The following is an 18,870-nucleotide window of genomic DNA, read 5'->3' as shown; positions in this document are numbered from 1 at the left end:
CGGGGGTCGTATGCACAACGAAGACAGGGCCGACAGAGCGGGCGACGGGGCCAGGGGCCCCGAGGACCGCCGGTCGGACGACGACCCCCGGCGGCCGGACGCCGGGGCGCCGCAGGGGTGGCCGAGCACGCCGTCACCGCCGCACGGCGCTCCACCCTCCCCCCGGACCGTGATCGACGGCCGCTACGAACTGCTGGAGCCGATCGGCAGCGGCGGGATGGGCGAGGTCTGGAAGGCCCACGACCGGCGGCTGCGCCGGTTCGTCGCCGTGAAGGGCCTGCTCGACCGGAACTCGATGACCGCCGCCACGCAGACGGCGGCGCTGCACCGGGCACGGCGCGAGGCGGAGGCCATCGCCAAGATCGAGCACCAGAACGTGGTGACGGTCCACGACCAGGTCGAGACCGACAACCAGGTCTGGATCGTGATGAAGCTGCTCGAAGCGAGGTCCCTGGGCGACCTGTTGAGCGGCGACGGGGTCCTCGCCGTGCCGAGGGCCGCGAACATCGGCCTCCAGATCGTGCAGGGTCTGCGAGCGGTCCACGCGGCATCGGTCGTCCACCGCGACGTGAAACCGGGCAACGTCCTCGTACGCGACGACGGCCTCGCGATCCTGGTGGACTTCGGCATCGCCACCTTCGAGGGCGCGGACCGGGTGACCCGGTCCGGAAGCGTCATCGGCACCTCCTCCTACCTGGCACCCGAACTCTTCGCCCCCGCCTCCCCGGGCCCCACCCCCGCCTCCGACCTGTGGGCGCTGGGGATCACCCTGTACGAGATGGTCGAAGGCCGCGTGCCCTTCGCCGGCCACGAGGTCTGGGAGGTCCAGGAGAACATCCGGCAGACCCCCGACCCGGCTCTCCGCTACGCGGGGCCTCTCGCCCCGGTCATCCAGGGGCTGTTGACCACGAACCCGCGGGAGCGCCTGGACGCGGCCACGGCCGAGGCGATGCTCCGCGAGGTGCTCGGGGATCCCGCCGCGCCGAACGCGGCCCGGTCCGCCGCCGAGGCGACGCACCCGCCGACGGCCGTCTCCCCACCGAACCCCTCGACTCCCGCGCCCGCCCCCGGTCCTGCCGCCCCTCCGCCCACGCCGGCACCGGTGGTGCCCACACCCCCGCCCGCTCCCGCGGCGGCGGGCGGGCCGGCCGGCCGGTACCGGGGCGGGAAGGTGGCCGCGGCGGTGGTGTGCCTGGCGCTGCTGGTCGGCGCGGGCTGGATGGCCTCCCAGGGCACCGGCGAGAAGGGCGGGGGCGGCGACGACCGGGCGGGCTCGGTGCGGGGCCAGGGCGACGCCGAGGGTGCCGCCGGGAGCGGCAGCAAGGAGCGGTGGAAGGACACCCACCCCACCCTGAAGATCGGCGTCAAGGACGACCAGCCCGGTCTGAGCAGGTTCGACAAGAAGACGCGTACGTACCGGGGATACGACGTCGACCTGGCGTACGCGATCGCCGAGAGCATGGGTTACGCCAAGGGCGAGGTCGCCTTCACCACGGTCGCCACGGACTACCGGAGCACCGCGCTGAAGACCAAGCAGGTGGACCTGGTCATCGCGTCGTACAGCATCACCGACGACCGGAAGACCGCCTCGCCCGGCGGCTACAGCGTCGACTTCGCGGGCCCGTACTACGACGCGAGCCGGAGCTTCCTGGTCCGCGAGAAGTCGAGCAAGTACACGATCAACGATTCGAGCGACCTGGTGGACCTGCGCGTCGAGGTGTGCACGGCGCGGGAGTCGACGTACGAGAAGGCGCTGCCGGAGCAGGGCTTCACCATGGCGAAGTCGCAGCCCAACACCTACCAGGACTGCCTGGACAAGCTGCTGGACCCGAAGTCCGATGTCTACGCGGTGGCCTCGGACGACATCATCCTCGCCGGATACGTGAAGGCCAACCCGGGCAAGGTGCGGCAGCTGGAGCCCATCAAGGGCGCGGAGGGCTACGGGGTGGCGATGCGGCCGAAGAGCCCGCTCCTGAAGGGCGAGGTGTGCTCGGCGCTCCGGACGATCCTGGCCGGCCGGATCTGGGAGGACATGTACAAGGAGAACCTGGCCGGCCTGGTGGGCAAGGAGAACCCGCCGGGCCGCCCGGACCTGACGGAGTGCGAGGGATTCTGAGGGGGCCGCGGCGCCGACGGTCCGCCAGGGGCTCCCGGCCCGCCGCCGCTCCCCGGGCTCAGCGCTCGGGGAACCGCTCCCCGCACCGGCTGCAGAAGACCGGTGCGGGGTCCTGGGACAGCCGCCCGCACTCCGGGCAGACCCGGTCCAGCATGCAGGGCCCCTCGCCGCCCTCGTACGGCCCGGGCGGCGGCTTGATCGCGAGGCCGGGGCGCCGGCGGTGGACGGTGAGATACACCAGCCCGTCGGGCCCGGCGGCCAGCGCCCGCCGTGACGTGCGGGGCAGCCAGAGGACCGTGCTGGGCCCCAGCTCCAGGGGCTGACCGCCCTCCGCCGTCCTGACGCTCCCTCGGCCCTCCAGCACGACGAGGAGCACATCGAGCACGTCCTCCTGATGCTCACCGACCTCGGCGCCCGCCGGCAGCCGCACCAGGTTCGCGTCCAACTCCCGCCCCGGCTCGGCGAGATGCCACAGCGCACCGCGCTCGTCGGGGGCGGCGGAGGCGAGCAGTTCGTCGAGGACGGCGAGAATGCGGGGAGCGGCGTTCACGGCGTCCAGGCTACGCGGCGTCCGGGGTGGGCGGGCCGGCCGCCGCCACGCAGAACTCGTTGCCCTCCGGGTCGGCCATCACCACATGGTGCTCGTCGACCTCCGCCAGCACGGACCCGCCGGCCGCGACCAGCCGCGCGGCCTCCGCCCGGACGCGGTCCCACCGCTCGGCGGGGGTGCCGTGACCGGGGATGCGCACGTCGATGTGCAGCCGGTTCTTCGCGGTCTTCGGCTCGGGGACCTTGAGGATGGAGATCCGGGGGCCGACACCCTCGGGGTCGCAGAGCCACGCCCCGTCGTCCACCGTCTCGCCCTCCGGCAGCTCGAACTGGGCGAGCCACTCCTCGCGGGTCTCGAACGGCGGCGGCGGGGGCAGGTCCACGTATCCCAGCGCCGACTTCCAGAAGGCCCGCAGGAGTTGGGCGTCACCGGCGTCGAGTGTCAGATCAATGCGTGCTGCGTTCATAGGCAGGACCGTACGGGAGGGCCCGGGCGATCGCATCCACGTAAAGTGACCCCCTGCCCACCCCCAGTCCGTCCGCCCGTCCGCCCGCCCGCCCGCCGCACCGAGGGGAACAACGCCGTGCACCGCGAACCGAACGACCCCTACCCCCCGATCGAACCGTACGGAAGCGGCATGCTGGACGTCGGCGACGGCAACCACGTGTACTGGGAGGTGTGCGGCAACCCGGACGGCAAGCCGGCCCTCGTGGTGCACGGCGGCCCCGGCTCCGGCTGCACGCCCCGCGCCCGCCAGTACTTCGACCCGGACCGCTACCGGGTGGTCCTCTTCGACCAGCGGGGCTGTGGCCGCTCCACACCGCACGCGAGCGACCCGGCGACGGACATGTCGCACAACACGACGGCCCACCTGGTCGCCGACATGGAGCGCCTGCGGGAACACCTGGGCATCGACAAGTGGCTGCTGTACGGCGGCTCCTGGGGATCGACCCTGATCCTGGCGTACGCCGAGGAGCACCCGGGGCGGGTCACGGAGGCGGTGATCCCCGCGGTGACGACGACCCGCCGCAGCGAGATCGACTGGCTCTACCGGGGCGTCGGCCAACTCTTCCCCGAGGCCTGGGACGCCTTCCGCGCGGGCGTCCCCGAGACGAGCGACCCGAGCGGCCTGGTCGCGGCGTACGCCCGCCGCATGGAGAGCGAGGACACCGCCGTACGGGAGAGGGCCACGGCCGACTGGTGCGCCTGGGAGGACGCGGTCGTCTCGATGGAGGCGGCCCAGGGCCCGCCCCCGTACAGCAGCCGCCCGGACCGCGCCCAGCAGGCGTTCGTCCGGATCTGCGCCCACTACTTCGCCCACGGAGCCTGGCTGGAGGAGGGCCGCCTCCTCGCCCGCGCCCACCGGCTGACCGGTATCCCGGCCGCCCTGATCCACGGCCGCTTCGACCTGGCGAGCCCTCTGATCACCGCCTGGGAACTCGCCCGCGCCTGGCCGGACGCCGAGCTGACGGTCATCGACAACGCGGGGCACACGGGCGGCACGGAGACCCGGCGGGCGGTGCTGGAGGCGCTGGACGGGTTCGCGGGGCGCGGGACACGGACGGGCCCCGCCGAACCACCTCACCGTCCCAGGACGAGGACGACCACGAGCGGCACGTAGACGACGGCGAGGGCACCCAGGAGCCGCCGCCAGGCGAAGGACAACTTCCGCTGGACCGGCCCCCGTCGGCCGCCCCCGCACTCCGACGCGAGTGCCTTGCCGTGGATCTGCCGAAGCTGCCGGAAGGCCGGCCGGTGAGTCCGGTAGCCGGTGAGGTCCCCCAGCAGCGAACCGCCGAATGCTATCGACAACAGCTCGCTCCCGTCTCTCAAGGTGACGGCCAGCCCACCTTGGATGTCCACCCGCCTGACGTCGGTCCAGGCGACCGTCGTGGTCAGCAGGATGTTCGTGAAGGACACATGGCGGTCGGTGCAGCGGATGGCGGAGTCCCACCCGATCGCCCAGAAGAAGACCGCGAATCCGGCGACCGCGAACGTCGGCACCGGCTCCCCGCCCAATGGCCCAGCGACCAGAACCGCACAGACCCAGACCACGACGCCCACGACCGCGGGAACCACATGTACACGGGACGACGGAACACCCGGGTCTCCTTGGTCCGCATCTCCGCGTCCCCCTCCTGCTGGCTTTCCTGAAGGCTGTCCCGCCGGATCAGGCGGCGACCGTGACTGCGAAGGCGTTCCCCCGCCTCTCCCCCACAGTCCGAAGAAGAGCCCGGCTCAAGCGACGTGGAAGAGATATTTCAGCGCGAAATAGCATGCGCCATGCAGCCCGGCCACGATAGCGGGGACCTTCAGCGAGAGCGAGACCTTCTCCCGTACCGCCCCACTCGGAACCAGCTCGGCCTCGGCCAGGAAGGGCAGAATCGACCGCTTGATCTTCTTGGCCGAAGGGTATCCGCTCATTTCCCCGAGAGGGGACTTTCCGACCACGCAGACCCTGACCTCGTATCCGTCCTTCAACTCAAGAGTCAACCCGCCACTCGTCCGCACCCTAGCGATGCGACCATAAGGGATCACGGTTTCCGTGAACCAATTCCGCACCGTGATCGATTCACTGAGCAGGAACACGCGAGGGCGATAAGTGAGCACCCAGGAAAGCCACGCGACAGCAACACTGACCAAACCACCGACCATGGACCTGTTGATCAGCGGCTCACCTCCGCCACCCGGGCTCGCCGCCAGGAATACCCCGCCTGCGAACATGGCAGCGGATGCCGCCCATCCGAAGTAGCGGACCTTGCTGTAGAATTCGTTGCCTTTTTGCGTTACGGCTGTGACATCCCTCGACATCAGCACTCACCTCACCGGGCCCGGGTGGGACTGGCACGCAGCCCCACCCGGGCCATCTCGTCAGACGATCAGCCACACCACGAGGGTGCGTTCATCGTCGTACCACAGCCCGCCTGGCCGAGGGCAGTGTTGGCACCGACCACTCCGCCCCGGAACAGTCGGTCCGGTCGGGCCGCATGGGCACCCCGCTTCGGCGCCGCGTGCTTCCCGGAGCCTGTTGCGGCATGCCGGCCCATCGGCAGATTCCTTCCGATCCCCGCCCCCTTGGCGAAATGGTTGATCGCTACCCCGCCAGCTTTTGCCAGCCCCAATCCTATCAACGCCCCTGTCGCGTTCGCACGGAAGTTCGCACCTGCCACCGCAGCCCCCTGCTCGTGGTAGTCGGCCAGATATTTCGCACCGACCACGACAGCGCTGGCGACAACACATCCCACCAAGGAAGCGACGCAAACCACGAACGCCCCCACTTCCAGCCAACCTCTCCAATGATCCTGCGGGTTGGCAAAGGCGTCCACCGTGTTGTCCCAGGCAGCCCCCCAGTTGCCCTTCATGATGCTGCCGAAGATGCCGTCCTTCTTGCGCTGCTCCGCCGCCGCAGCCTTGATACGGGCCGCCTCGGCCTTCTTCGCCTGCGCATTGACGGTCGCCGTGTACTTCCGGGCATGCTTGTCGTCGATCATGTAGTGAGCGGGGTTGGCCCGGTAGTTGCTGTACTTCCTCTGAGAAGCGGCGTCCTTCTTCGGCGTCTGCTTCCACACCCACTTGCCGCTCTTCTTCGTGTAGCCGGCCGTCATGCCCCGGTCATTCGCCCACCGCTCGTCGTTGTACGAGTTGCCGCCCACCGGGCCGTCCGGGCGCAGGCCCGTCGGGTCGGACTTGGTGAGGGGGCTGTTGTGGGCGTAGCTGTAGGCGTTCATCTGGGCCGGGTCGCCGAAGTCGATGACCGGGTCGACGGAGAGGAAGCGTCCGAGGACCGGGTCGTATTCGCGGGCGCCCAGGTGGGTGAGGCCCGTGGGGTCGTTGGTGCCGCCGACGAAGCCGCGGGAGCCGAAGACCGTCGACTGCTCGGAGCGAAGGCCGCCGAACGGCAGTTGCTTCCTACGGGTGAGGGCGAGCGAGCCGACCGCGATGGCCGTCATCGCCGTGCCCTGGTGGTCGTTGATCAGGTAGGCGATGGACTTGCCGTTGCGCACCGCGACCGTTTCGCCGTTGTGCGTGTAGTACCGGGTCGCGGTCTTCGCCCCGTTCGCCGCGAGGTTCAGCTGGTCACCGTTCGGGAGCGTGAGGGTGCTGGACCCGTCGCCGTTCTTCGCGATGATGCGGTTGCCGTCGGCGTCGTACGTGTAGCTGGTCTGCTTGCCGGCCTCGGTGAGCGTCGCCAGGTGCCCGTCGGCGTCCCAGGTGAGGGACTGGACCGTCGAGCCGATGGTGCGCTTGGTCGTGTTGCCGGTCTTGTCGTACTCGAAGGTGCTCGTACGCCCGTTGTCCGGTCCGCCGGTGACGGAGGCCTGCCGCACCGCGTGCGGCCGGTCCGCGCCGGGGGCCGGCTGGGTGTAGTCGGTGACGGCGTCCGTCGTCCCGGCCGAGGTGGCGTGCTCGGTCTGCTTCGTGCGGTTGCCGAGCTTGTCGTAGCCGTAGCTGTGCCAGTACGCGTCCGGGCCGCCGACCGTGGCGGCCGAGGGGGCCGCCGCGCAGTCGGTCGTGGCCGTCCATGCCTCGGTCAGCCGTCCCAGCGGGTCGTTGCTGAAGCACTGGGTGTCGGTGGACTTCTGTGCGTCCTGGCCGCTGGTGCTGGTCACGCCCGTGACGTTGCCCGACGGGTCGTAGGTGTACGTGGTGTCGTCGACGCGCTGGGGGGCGATGTCCCGGTCCGTCGTCTGCCGGACGACCTGACCCGTGTGCTCGTCGTAGACCTGCGTCTTGTACGCCTTCTTGCCGAGGTCGGCGCTGAACTCGGTGCGCACGGGGCGGGAGAAGACGTCGTAGAGGGTGTTGGAGACCAGCGCGTCGAACTGACCGCTGGTGCGGAACGGCTGGTCGTTGCTGTTGTAGTTCGTGACGACCCGCTCGGCCGGAATGTCGCCCACGGCCGGATTGAGCGTCCAGAGCAGAGCCCCGGTCTCCGGCTTGTATCCGTACGTCCAGGTGAACGTGCCCGCCAGACCGCCGGCCGCGGCGGGAATCGTGGTGGTCGTGGACGTCGGCTGGTAGCGGTCGTTGAAACCGCCGGTCGCCGTGGTGTACGCGGCCCCTCCGGCGTAACGCGTGCTGCTGGTCAACTGCCCCTTCGCGAGCGTGTCGTAGCTCCACTTCGACAGGGTCGTGCTGCCCTGCCTGACCTCGGTCCTGCGGCCCAGCACGTCGTACTCCGTGGTGAGCGTGACACCGCGTTCGTCGGTCATGGTGACCGGCTGCCCGAGGTTGTCGTACGTCGTGTCCGTGACGCCCTTGTCCGGGTCGTCGCTCCTGGTCTTCTGGCCCCGGCTGTCGAACGTGTAGCTCCACACGTTGCCGTCGGGATCCGTGACCGTGCTCGGCTCGTCGTACTTCCCGTACGTGTACGTCGTCTTCTGGGACGCCGTGCGCTGGGCGTTCGAGTACTGGAGAAGCTCGGTCGTGCGCCCGCGCGCGTCGGTCACCGTGGTGGTGGCCGTACCGCCCTTCGGCGGGATGACGGTCGTACGGTCGCCCTCGTACACCGTCTTGCTGCGCCACTGCTCGTCGCCGAACTTCACCGAGAGCGCGTCCGTGACCCGGCCGAGCCCGTCGAAGTGGTTCTGCACTGCCGCCGGCACGGTGTTCACCGCGGCGGAGGACAGCTTCGCCGACGGCGCGCCCTCGGCGTAGTAGGGGGCGTACGTCTGCCAGGCCCAGCCACGGGTGTCGTAGTGGGTCTCGGTCATGATCCGGTCCTGCGTGCCGGTGGCCGGGGCCTGCGTCTGGCGCTCACGCAGCAGGCCGTCGTAGAGCGCGTAGGTGGTGTTGTAGGCGCCGTTCTGCTTCAGCGTCCTGGTGGCGACGGCGTTCGCCTCGGTCCTGGAGATGACGTAGCTGTACTCCGCCGAGGGCTTGTCCTCGTGGGCGGCCTTGGGCCAGCCCGGCTCCCACACCTTCAGGACACGGCCGAGACCGTCGTGGACGGCGTCGGTGCGCTTGCCGTTCGCGTCCACCGTCGCGGTGACCACTCCCCGTACCGGATCATGCGTGGTCGTGGCCACGTGGTCCTTGGCGTTGGTCACGGCGACCGTCGTCGGCGCCTTGAGGGTGGCCGGGGTGTAGCCGGTCCGCGTGGTGGCCTGAAGCGCGTTGGTCGAGCTCGTCTCGCGGCCGTGCTGGTCGTAGGTGTGGGTGGCGGTCGTGAGGTATCCCGTGCCCTTGGCGTCCTGCTCGTCCAGCCGTGTCACGTCACCCCTGGCCGGCGGGGTGGACAGGCTCGTCGCACCGTCGTAGAAGTGCCGAGCGGACGAGATCAGGTCCGCGGGGAGGGACGGCGTGGTGCCGCAGGCCTTGGCCACCGTCCTCGTCTCGGAGACCGTGGTGAGGATGTTGAGCGACGCGTTGCGGGCGTACGTGGTGGTGGTGCACTGCTCGTCGCCCGTCTTCGCCATGTCCCCGAGCGAGGACTCGGTCAGGGTCTGGCCCAGCGCGTCGAAGGTGCGCTCGGTGCGGGTACTGCGCCAGCCCGTGCCAACGGCGGTACGGGTCTGCTCGCTCTTGCCGGCCGTGGCGTACGCGTAGCGGGTGGGCAGTCCTTCGGCACGGGTCTCCGTGGCCGTCGCGGCCGACCGCCACGGCTCGTGGCTGGTGGCCGTCGCGAGCTTGCCGCCGTCCCAGTCGTACGTGGCCTCTTCACGGGTCATCCCGGAGAAGGCTTCCCTGTCGGTGACGGAGATGCCTTCGTGGTCCTTGACCGCGGCCCCGTCGATGCCCCGGAAGTAGCGGTACTCCTTGAGAGTGCGCTTGTCGGGTGCGACGCCGCTGCGGACCTGGACGCGGCCGTATCCCCGGCGGTCGCCGTAGGTGAGGTGCTTGGCGTCGGTGAACTCGTCGTCCTTGGACTTGGTCCAGCCCATGCCGTCCAGGTAGGTGTAGTCGGTCTGCTTGGCGGGTGCCCCGCCGGTCCTGTCGGTCTCCAGGACCTGGGTGACGACGTAGGTGTGGAACCAGTCGAGGTAGGGCTCGTAGTCGGCCGCCGGAGCGTCCGGGGGTGACCACTTCACGGGGTAGCAGCGCCGCGTGTTCGAGGCCGGGGTGGGAACGCTGCCCGCTTTGCAGTCGGCCCCGGAGTAGGTGATACCGATCGTTCCGCCGGTCTCGGTGTTGATGCCGTAGACGCGGTAGCGCCAGAGCGGCGGCACCGGGTCCGGCTTGCCGCCCGTGGTCGCTCCCTCCACCCGGTTCGGCATGGTCTTGCCCAGGAAGGTCACCGCCGGCAGGGTGACCGAGCCGGTTCCGCCGTGCCCGGTGCGCGTGATCGACGCCAGCCACAGTGCGGGGGAACTGCCGTCACCCGTCGAGGGGAACTGATGGGTGAAGGCCCAGGTGTCCACGGGCTTGAAGGCGGTGCCGACGAGGACCGACGTGTCGATCTTCGTCAGGCGCGTCCGGCTCCAGAAGGACGGCGAATAGCGGTCCTTGCACTCCGTGCCCGAGGCGCAGTACCGGTCGAAGGGGACGTCGGGCCAGTTCTTCGCGTGCGCCTTGTCGAAGGTGCCGCAGTCGCTCAGGCAGCGCTCGCTGTTCGTGAAGTCGATCTTGGCAGCGGGCTGGGCGTAGAAGTTGCCGCCCCGCAGGCCGTACTCGATGCGCTTCAGGGAGCCGCCGCGAACGTACGGGGTCGCGGTGGACGCACCCGTGCTGGGGTTGACGTTGCGGCCGTAGTAGTTGGTCTCCTTGTTCCAGTAGTACGTCATGGCGTCACCGTGCGGGTCGATGACCGCGTCCAGGTTCCAGCGCCAGGCCTGCTGGCACCAGGCGTCCTTGAACGCCGCCGCGTAGCAGGGCTCCCCCGGCTGGTTGCCGTGGACCGGCACCGTCCAGGTGGAGTTGGTCTCGTCCTTGCCGGCGGCCCAGCCCGACGGGCGGTTGTAGCCGAAGTAGTAGCGCGTACCGTCCGGGGTCGTCACCCGCCAGTGCTCACCGTCGTTGTCGCCGTTGGCCCGTGCGGTGCTGGCCAGCTTCTCGACCTTGGTGCCGTCGTCGTTCTCCAGGTGCCACTTGCCCGTGGTGGAGTCCTTGACCAGGGTGTTGGACCGGCCGCCGAGATTGATGACGGCGTTGTCCTTCTTCCAGCAGAGGTCGCCGACCTTGGCCGTGGTGGTGCTGTTCTTGGTGTCCTCGGTACAGGAGATGTACTGGCGCTCGATATAGCCCGGCTCCATGGACCAGCCGTCACCGACGCCGTTGGCCTGGTTGTTCGTCGAGGCGGTACGGCCGTCGACCGACTGCGAGGAGTAGCCCAGCTTCAGGTCGGGAACAGCACTGCCCGCGACGGCCGGTGCGGAGATCGGGTACGTCCAGGAGAACGCGCCGTTGGAGCCGCCCGCGGACCATGACGCGGAGGGGGCGAGGGAGGTGGCCGTGAAGTTTCCCGACGGGCCTCCCGCCGCGGCGGTCGCGGCCAGCAGCACGGTGCCGCCGGAGACGGCACGCGCTCCTGCCTTCGGCGCCACCGGGTCGGCGCCCGCGGCTCGGGAGGCCGTGGCGGCGGTGGCGGCGGGCAGGTCGACGGCGGCCTCGATCCAGCCGGCCTTCACATCGTTGCTGGTGGGAAGGGGCGTGCCGGTGGCGCAGCCCTTCTTGCCCGGGGTGTTCAGCGCACAGGCCGGAAGCGTCTTCAGGGTGAGCCGGGAGGCCCAGTCGCCGCCGTAGGCGTTCCGGAAGTCCGTGTAGTCGACCTTGACGTCCACGGTGCCTTCCGCGCCTTCCGCCGGACGGAGGGCCAGCACGACGCCTTCGACGCCCAACGTCTCGGTGGTGGCACGGTCGAGAACCTGGACCTGGACCTTCCGCGGACCCGGCTCCGGGGTCTTTCCGGGAGCGGACCTCAGCGCCGAGGCCTTCGCCGGCTCCGCGGCCGCGGCTACGGGGCGGCTCACGCTGACAGGCAGGGAACCGAGCTTCGCCGCCGCGCCGTTCTCGCGCAGGGCGGCCGTCGCGGTACCGGCCTCGGGCCAGGTGACCTCGGGCTTCTTCCATGGGTTCCGGGCCGTCTGATCCGGCTTCGCCGTATCCCGCCTCTCGACCTCGTCGGTCTTGACAGCGTCCGGCTTCCGCAGCCTCAGCAGGTCGAGTTCGGCGGCTGCCGCGATCGGCGCTCCCAGCAGTCCGGCGAACAGGATCGCGGCCAGAGTGGCCGCCACTGGCTGCGCCCGTCTCCTCGAACGTCCCCTACTGACGACCCCACCCGAAAACATACGCAGAACTCCCCACCCATTGCCCAAAAGTCACAGCTGACCACGGAAGCTAGCAAGACTTTCACAGCATCAGCACGGGCACGGGGTAACGATTTGACGAACCACCACCCTTTGCCGAAAGAAAGAGTGTTGCATTCATTGTTATATGCACCGAAAAATCCGGAATAAAGGTCGCCGAATTCAGGGATTGAGGCGCCGTCACACCGAGTCCACTTTCAACACGCTTCCCTCACGTTCTAGGGTGCGACTCAAACTGACCCGGGAGGGACTTCTTTAATGGAACTTTTGCGAAGCAAGACCAGATGGCGAGCAAAGGGGGGCGTCACCGGCGCGGCGGCGCTCGCCGCCCTCATGACGCTCGGTGTTCCCCAGCAGCTTCCGGACGCCTCCGCCGCGGAACCCGTGGCGGCCACCGTCTCCACCGACCCGGAAGCGGACCCGAAGGGCGTACCCGAGGCGGATCCCGAGGCCACCGCGCAGGCGAAGGCCGCAGAGTCCGGCCGCCCGGCGGAAGTGCTCGCCCAGCGCACCGAGACGACCCGGGTGTTCGCCAACCCCGACGGGACGTTCACCCAGGACACCTACGCACTGCCGCAGTTCGTGCGTCAGGGCAGCAAGCTGGTATCGCTGGACACCACACTGAAGCCCCGTTCGGACGGCTCTCTTTCGCCGAAAGCCGCCGAAGTGGACGTGCGTCTGTCCGGCGGCGGCGACGGCCCGCTGGCAACGGTGGTGCGCGACGGTCGCAGCATGTCCTGGACGTGGCCGGATTCGCTTCCCGAGCCGGAGGTCGACGGCGACACCGTGACGTACGGGAACGTCCTTGCCGACATCGATCTCAAGGTCAAGGCGAACCCGGCGGGATTCACCAGTCTTCTGGTCGTCAAAACCCCTGCGGCCGCCGCCGATCCCGCCCTGAGGCAGGTCCGATTCGGTCTGGAGACAGATGGTCTGGAGGCGAAGACCGACGCCCATGGAAACTTCTCGGCGGTCAACCCGGCGGGCGAGACCGTCTTCACCGCACCGGCCCCCATGATGTGGGACAGCAGCACGGCCGCGCCGCCCGCCGCCGCCCGCTCGGCCCAGAGCGCTCCCAGCGGCCCGCCGCCGCCGGCCGACGAGTTCGAGCCCGGATACGGTGCGCGGCAGGCGACCATGGGGCTCGCCGTCACGGACGGAACGCTGAGTCTGACGCCGGACCAGGACCTTCTGACGGGGAAGGACACGCGGTTCCCGGTTCTCCTGGACCCGGCCGTCTCCGGCTCCCGCCACTCCTGGACCATCGCGTACAAGCGCTACCCGAACAGCTCGTACTTCAACGGGGCCAACTGGGACGGCGCTAAGGGCACCACGACCGCCCGCGTGGGGTATGAGAACGAGACCAACGGCCTGGCCCGTTCCTACTTCCGCATGAAGTCCTCCAACCTGTGGTCCACCAAGAAGGTGGTGTCCTCCTCCACCTTCCGGATCAAGAACACCTGGTCGTGGTCGTGCACGAACAAACCCGTCGAGCTCTGGGCGACCAGCGCGATCTCCGCGTCCACCACCTGGAACAACCGGCCCGAACGGCGTAAGAAGCTGGACTCGGTCAACGACTCCCGCGGCTGGGGGCCGGACTGTCCCGCCGGGAACCTCGCCTTCGACGTGACAGCGGCGGCGAAGGACGGCATCGCCAACAAGTGGAACACGCTCACCTTCGGGTTGCAGGCACCCGACAGCATGGAGAGCGACGTCTTCGGGTGGAAGAAGTTCGACGCCACGACGGCGGTCCTGTCGACCACGTACAACACCGTTCCCAACGTGCCCAACAGCCTGGACACGATCCCCAGTTCCGGTGGGTGCGACATGGTCCCCCCGTACACGACCATCGGGAACACCGACGTCACGCTCACCGCGAAGGTCTCCGACCCTGACGGCGGGACGGTACGCGCACAGTTCCGCCTGTGGGGCACCAACAACCTCTCCGGCGGCGCCGAGATCTTCAACCAGATCGTCTCCGTCACCTCCGGCACCGTCGCCAGGGTCAAGGTGCCCAAGGCCACGTTGCAGAAGTACCTGACGGCGGCCAAGGGCAACTTCGGCTGGAAGGTGCAGGCGCTCGACTCCACCGCCAAGTCCGCGTGGAATCCCAACCCCGGCACCTGCCGCTTCGACTTCGACCCCACCCGGCCCAGCACCCCGCCCACCGTCAGCTCCCAGCAGTTCCCCGACGGCTCCGACGGCTGGCCCGCCATCACCGGCAAGGCCCGGACCGCAGGAACGTTCATCCTCGGCAACGGGGGCGTCAACGACGTGAAGTCCTACGAGTACTGGAGCGACTGGGACCCCGCCGTCCGGAACGTCAGCCCCGGCACCGATCTCGACGGAGACGGCAAGCCCGACGCCAAACTCGTCCTGACCCCGCCCTCGGCCGGAGCACAGCGGATCTACGTCCGCAGCCTCGACGCCGCCCAGAACCGCTCCGACCGGGCCTCCTACCTCTTCTACGCCGACGGTCTCACCATCCCGGACGAGGCCGGCGACCTCAACGGCGACGACAACGCCGACCTCTACGGGGTACGCGGCAGCGGCGAGCTGTGGCTGTACCCCGGCCAGGGCAACGGCTACGTGGGCGCCGGCACCACCGCGAGCAACGGCGACTTCACCGGGGCTTCCATCACCCACCGCGGGGACTGGACGGGCGACGGCTTCGAGGATCTCGTCGCGGCGATCCCGGGCGACGAGGGCAAGACCCTCCAGCTCTACCCGAACAACGGGGTCGGCTGGGCCTGCACCGCCCAGGAAGAACAAGCCGACGGGCACTCCCGCTCCTGCCTGTACGAACGCCAGGCGCTCGACGTCTTCGACCCGGCCAACAACCACTGGAACAACGCGGACCAGATCCTCGCCATCGGTGACGTCGACGGCCCCCTGGACACCGACAACGACGGCACCGTCGATGTCGCCGGATACCCCGACCTCCTCGTCAAGGAAGGCGACTTCCTCTGGCTGTACTACGGTTCCAAGTCCTTCTACCTGGACGCGTCCCAAGCGCCCGTCCTCGTCGGCAACGGATCGTGGTCGAACTACGACCTGGTCGCACCGGGCGACCGCACCGGCAACGGCCGCGTCGACCTCATCGCCCGGCACGGGACGAACGGAGAGCTCCGCCTCTACCAGGGAACCGGCCCCGCCGGCGAGGGCCTCGGCGACGGGGCCGCCTCCACCGTCATCGGAAGCGGCTGGACCCGGGCCCACCGACCGCTGCTGACCGCCTTCCCCGACGCTGGTTCGGACGGAAAGGCGGACATATTCGCCACCGGCGGTGACGACAAGCTCTACGTGTACCCCAACCTCTCCGGGAGCGGTGTCGCCGTCGGAACCTCCGGCTGGCTCGACTTCCAAGCACTCGGCTGACGGACGGAGCAGCAGCGCGAAGGGGCCTCCCGTCACGACGACGGGAGGCCCCCTTCGCGCTCGCGCGAACGGGAGACCCCTTCGCGCTCCGCGTCCCTACCAGGCGAAGGCCTCCGGCGACGGCCCCGGACCCGGGAAGATCTCGTCCAGGCCCGTGAGCACGGCCTCCGGGAGATCCAGCTCCAGGGCGCGCAGGGCGCTGTCCAGCTGGTCGGCGGTACGGGGGCCGACGATCGGGCCCGTGATGCCCGGGCGGGTCAGCAGCCAGGCCAGGGCCGCTTCGCCGGGTTCCAGGCCGTGCTTGTCGAGCAGGTCCTCGTACGCCTGGAGCTGGGAACGGGTGGCGGGGTCGGCCAGGGCGTCGGCGGCGCGGCCCGAGGCGCGGCGGCCTCCCTCGGTCGTCTTCCTGATGACGCCGCCCAGCAGGCCGCCGTGCAGCGGCGACCACGGGATGACACCGAGGCCGTAGTCCTGCGCGGCCGGGATGACCTCCATCTCGGCGCGGCGCTCGGCGAGGTTGTAGATGCACTGCTCGCTGACCAGACCGAGCGAGCCCCGCCGGGCGGCCTGCTCGTTGGCCTGGGCGATCTTGTAGCCGGGGAAGTTCGAGGAACCGGCGTACAGGATCTTGCCCTGCTGGACCAGGACGTCGATCGCCTGCCAGATCTCGTCGAAGGGCGTGTCCCGGTCGACGTGGTGGAACTGGTACAGGTCGATGTGGTCGGTCTGGAGGCGCTTGAGCGAGGCGTCGACCGCGCGCCGGATGTTCACGGCGGAGAGCTTGTCGTGGTTCGGCCAGGCGTCGCCGTCGGCGGCCATGTTCCCGTACATCTTGGTGGCCAGGACCACCTTGTCGCGCCGGCCGCCGCCCTGCGCGAACCAGGTTCCGATGATCTCCTCGGTGCGGCCCTTGTTCTCACCCCAGCCGTAGACGTTGGCCGTGTCGAAGAAGTTCAGGCCCGCGCCGAGCGCGGAGTCCATGATGGCGTGGCTGTCCGACTCGTTGGTCTGCGGGCCGAAGTTCATCGTCCCGAGGACGAGCCTGCTGACCTTGAGTCCCGTGCGTCCGAGCTGTGTGTACTCCATGACGCCCCAGCCAACTCCTTCGAGTCCACTCCAGGCAAGCACGTGCCCCGGACGCGCCGGAGCGGGCACGGCTTTCCGGCGGCCCGCCGGTTGTCAGCCGCCCAGGGCGGCCCCCACGGCGACGACGACGAACATCAGCACGAGCACGGCCGCCATGATGCGGTTTCTGGTCTTCGGGTCCACCCTTCGAGCGTAACGGCACCGCTCACCCGCCGAGCGCCCAGGCCCGCACCGTCTCGTAGCGCGGCTGCTCCCCCGGCGCCCCTGGACACCGACGGGTCGCTCCGGGGCCCGGGCCGTACGGAGTCCGGCGACCGCCCCGGCGGGCGGCAGGACGGCGGCGAAGAGGCGCCGGGTGGGCGGACGGCCGGAGCTGTGGCTGCTCACGCGCGCGAGTCCGGCAGGTCCGGGCGTGTCCGGGGAGCCGGGCCTATCGTTGTCCTACGCGGCTGCCCGCACGCCCGTGCGGCAGCGGGGAGGAGCGGCACGATGACCGTCGTAGACACCGACAGGATCGACATGGCCGACACCAGCGACGAGCGCACCCTGGACATGATGTTCGAGTGGCTTGAGCCCGTCCCCGAGGGATTCAAGGTCGAGATCGTCGAGGGGAACGTCTACATGTCGCCGCAGCGGGACACGCACTGGCGGATCATCCTGAGCATCATCCGGCAGCTGCTGCCGCGCTATCAGGAGGATCGGCTGCTGTCCGACGTACGTATCGACTTCCCCGGCCTTCTCAACGGTTTCGCCTCCGATGTCGCAGCCCTTGCCACGGGCGCCGCCAAGACCGCCGACGGCCGCTGGCGCCACCAGGACATCGAATTCGTCGCCGAGGTGATCTCCAGGAGCACGGCCGCCAACGACTACGGCTCCAAGAAGGCCACCTACGCCCTCGCCGGTGTCCCCGTCTACCTCATCGTCGATCCGTACACCGGCACATGGCACCTGCATACCCTCCCGAAGGAAGACGAGTACCGCAGTGTCCTGAGTCTCGACTTCGGCACCCCGGTCGACCTCACCTCGACCGTCGTCGGCCTCGTCCTCGCGACCGACGCCTTCCCCCGCGACTGACCCCGCGCCCCCGCACGCGAAAGGCGCCCTCCCCGGGGGCGGGGAGGGCGCCTTTCGCGTCGCTCACGCCGCCGTCGCCAACTGCTCGCGCGGGACGAAGCGGACGTGCGGGCGGCCCGGGCGGAGGTCGACCTTCAGGCGGAGGCCGCCGACGCGGGCGAGGGCGAAGCCGACGCCCAGGGCGGCGATCACCGAGATCGCGCCGCCTGCCGCGAAGCCGGTGCGGGCGCCGTACGTGTCGCTGATCCAGCCGACGATCGGGGCGCCCACCGGCGTACCCCCGGCGAAGACCATCATGTACAGGCTCATCACCCGGCCCCGCATCTCCGGGTCGGCGGCCATCTGGACGCTCGTGTTCGCGGTGATGTTCGTGGTCAGGCCGAGCATGCCGATCGGGACCAGCAGGATCGAGAACAGCCAGACCGAGGGGGACAGCGAGGCGGCGATCTCCAGCAGCCCGAACGCCGTGCCCGCGATCACCAGCATCCGCAGCCGCGTGGAGCGGCGGCGGGCCGAGAGCAGGGCTCCGGCCAGCGAACCGGCCGCCATCAGGATGTTGAAGAACGAGTACATGCCCGCGCCGCCGTCGAAGATCTCGTCGGCGTAGGCGGTCAGCCAGATCGGGAAGTTGAAGCCGAACGTGCCGACGAATCCGACCAGGACGATCGGCCAGATCAGCTCGGGACGGCCCTTCACGTAGCGCAGGCCTTCGCGGAGCTGGCCCTTTGCGCGGGGGACGGTCACCGAGGCGTGCATCTCGTTGGTGCGCATCATCAGCAGGCCGACGAGCGGGGCCAGGAAGGAGAGGCCGTTGAGCAGGAAGGCCCAGCCACTGCCCACCGTGGTGATCAGGACGCCCGCGACGGCGGGGCCGATGAGCCGGGCGGACTGGAAGTTCGCCGAGTTCAGGCTGACCGCGTTGCGCAGTTGCGCGGGGCCGACCATCTCGGAGACGAACGACTGACGGGCCGGGTTGTCGACGACGGTCACCATGCCGAGCAGGAAGGCGACCAGATAGACGTGCCAGACCTCCACGATCCCGGTCAGGGTCAGGACGGCCAGCGCGATGCCGCACAGGCCGAGCAGGGCCTGGCTGACGAGCAGTATCTGCCGCTTCGGCAGGCGGTCGGCTATGACGCCGCCGTACAGGCCGAAGAGGAGCATCGGGAGGAACTGGAGGGCCGTGGTGATGCCCACGGCGGTGGCGCTACCCGTCAGGCTCAGCACGAGCCAGTCCTGCGTGATGCGGGACATCCAGGTACCGGTGTTGGAGATCACGGCGCCCGTGGCGAACAGGCGGTAGTTACGGATCTTCAGCGACGAGAAGGTCCCGCCGGTCTTGCTCTCGTGGGTGGAAGTCGGTGCGGGGGCGGAGTCTGCTCCGGATCCCGTACTCAAAAGGGTTCGCCTCCTCAAGGCGT

The 18,870-nt window shown here is 69.6% G+C and carries 11 protein-coding genes; 4 read left to right on the top strand and 7 right to left on the bottom strand.

The window, feature by feature from the left end; all coding sequences use genetic code 11:
* Positions 1–10: 10 nt before the first annotated feature.
* Entirely contained in the window at positions 11–2,116 is a 2,106-nt protein-coding gene (locus ACH4KB_RS09170) for a serine/threonine-protein kinase (RefSeq protein WP_398065161.1), read from the top strand.
* Between the two features lie 58 nt (positions 2,117–2,174).
* Here ACH4KB_RS09170 and ACH4KB_RS09165 read toward each other — a convergent pair whose 3' ends face one another.
* Both ACH4KB_RS09165 and ACH4KB_RS09160 read right to left on the bottom strand, forming a co-directional pair.
* Positions 2,175–2,666 carry a hypothetical protein gene (locus tag ACH4KB_RS09165; protein ID WP_398065159.1) on the bottom strand — a complete coding sequence of 164 codons (492 nt, stop codon included), beginning with the start codon at positions 2,664–2,666 and terminating at the stop codon, positions 2,175–2,177.
* A gap of 10 nt (positions 2,667–2,676) precedes the next feature.
* On the bottom strand, positions 2,677–3,132 hold the full coding sequence (locus ACH4KB_RS09160; RefSeq protein ID WP_398065157.1) for a VOC family protein: 456 nt from the start codon (positions 3,130–3,132) through the stop codon (positions 2,677–2,679).
* A 117-nt stretch (positions 3,133–3,249) separates the two neighbouring features.
* Here ACH4KB_RS09160 and pip point away from each other — a divergent pair, with 117 nt between their 5' ends.
* Positions 3,250–4,287, top strand: a complete 1,038-nt coding sequence (gene pip, locus ACH4KB_RS09155) for a prolyl aminopeptidase (protein ID WP_398065155.1) — start codon at positions 3,250–3,252, stop codon at positions 4,285–4,287.
* Here pip and ACH4KB_RS09150 read toward each other — a convergent pair.
* From ACH4KB_RS09150 to ACH4KB_RS09140, 3 genes are all read right to left on the bottom strand, one after another.
* A complete protein-coding gene (locus ACH4KB_RS09150; RefSeq protein ID WP_398065153.1) occupies positions 4,248–4,670 on the bottom strand; it encodes a hypothetical protein in 423 nt (140 codons plus the stop codon). The two genes, pip and ACH4KB_RS09150, sit on opposite strands and share 40 nt — an antisense overlap.
* Positions 4,671–4,904: 234 nt before the next feature.
* On the bottom strand, positions 4,905–5,477 hold the full coding sequence (locus tag ACH4KB_RS09145; RefSeq protein WP_398065151.1) for a PH domain-containing protein: 573 nt from the start codon (positions 5,475–5,477) through the stop codon (positions 4,905–4,907).
* Between the two features lie 68 nt (positions 5,478–5,545).
* Positions 5,546–11,839 (bottom strand): RHS repeat domain-containing protein, encoded by a 6,294-nt coding sequence (locus ACH4KB_RS09140; protein ID WP_398065149.1) that lies wholly within the window; start codon positions 11,837–11,839, stop codon positions 5,546–5,548.
* 330 nt (positions 11,840–12,169) lie between these two features.
* On the opposite strand from ACH4KB_RS09140, the gene ACH4KB_RS09135 reads away from it, so the two are divergent.
* Complete coding sequence (locus ACH4KB_RS09135) at positions 12,170–15,289, top strand: VCBS repeat-containing protein (RefSeq protein ID WP_398065147.1); 3,120 nt, start codon at positions 12,170–12,172, stop codon at positions 15,287–15,289.
* A 96-nt stretch (positions 15,290–15,385) separates the two neighbouring features.
* Here ACH4KB_RS09135 and ACH4KB_RS09130 read toward each other — a convergent pair whose 3' ends face one another.
* Complete coding sequence (locus ACH4KB_RS09130; RefSeq protein WP_398065145.1) at positions 15,386–16,375, bottom strand: aldo/keto reductase; 990 nt, start codon at positions 16,373–16,375, stop codon at positions 15,386–15,388.
* A 489-nt stretch (positions 16,376–16,864) separates the two neighbouring features.
* Between ACH4KB_RS09130 and ACH4KB_RS09125 the strand changes: the two genes are divergently transcribed.
* Complete coding sequence (locus tag ACH4KB_RS09125; RefSeq protein WP_398065143.1) at positions 16,865–17,449, top strand: Uma2 family endonuclease; 585 nt, start codon at positions 16,865–16,867, stop codon at positions 17,447–17,449.
* A gap of 63 nt (positions 17,450–17,512) precedes the next feature.
* Here ACH4KB_RS09125 and ACH4KB_RS09120 read toward each other — a convergent pair whose 3' ends face one another.
* Positions 17,513–18,847, bottom strand: coding sequence for an MFS transporter (locus tag ACH4KB_RS09120; RefSeq protein ID WP_398065141.1), 1,335 nt, complete (start codon positions 18,845–18,847; stop codon positions 17,513–17,515).
* Positions 18,848–18,870: the final 23 nt, after the last annotated feature.

Origin of the sequence: Streptomyces sp. NPDC017520, assembly GCF_044329855.1 — a bacterium.
Classification (GTDB): Bacteria; Actinomycetota; Actinomycetes; order Streptomycetales; family Streptomycetaceae; genus Streptomyces.
The sequence above is the reverse complement of the archived record's forward strand: the minus strand, read 5'-3'. Positions and strand labels throughout refer to the sequence as shown.

Bases quoted from the DNA above. Each gene is read 5' to 3' on its own strand.
- ACH4KB_RS09170 (WP_398065161.1), top strand. From the start codon at position 11: ATGCACAACGAAGACAGGGCCGACAGAGCGGGCGACGGGGCCAGGGGC.
- ACH4KB_RS09160 (WP_398065157.1), bottom strand. From the start codon at position 3,132: ATGAACGCAGCACGCATTGATCTGACACTCGACGCCGGTGACGCCCAA.
- ACH4KB_RS09145 (WP_398065151.1), bottom strand. From the start codon at position 5,477: ATGTCGAGGGATGTCACAGCCGTAACGCAAAAAGGCAACGAATTCTAC.
- ACH4KB_RS09135 (WP_398065147.1), top strand. From the start codon at position 12,170: ATGGAACTTTTGCGAAGCAAGACCAGATGGCGAGCAAAGGGGGGCGTC.
- ACH4KB_RS09130 (WP_398065145.1), bottom strand. From the start codon at position 16,375: ATGGAGTACACACAGCTCGGACGCACGGGACTCAAGGTCAGCAGGCTC.
- ACH4KB_RS09125 (WP_398065143.1), top strand. From the start codon at position 16,865: ATGACCGTCGTAGACACCGACAGGATCGACATGGCCGACACCAGCGAC.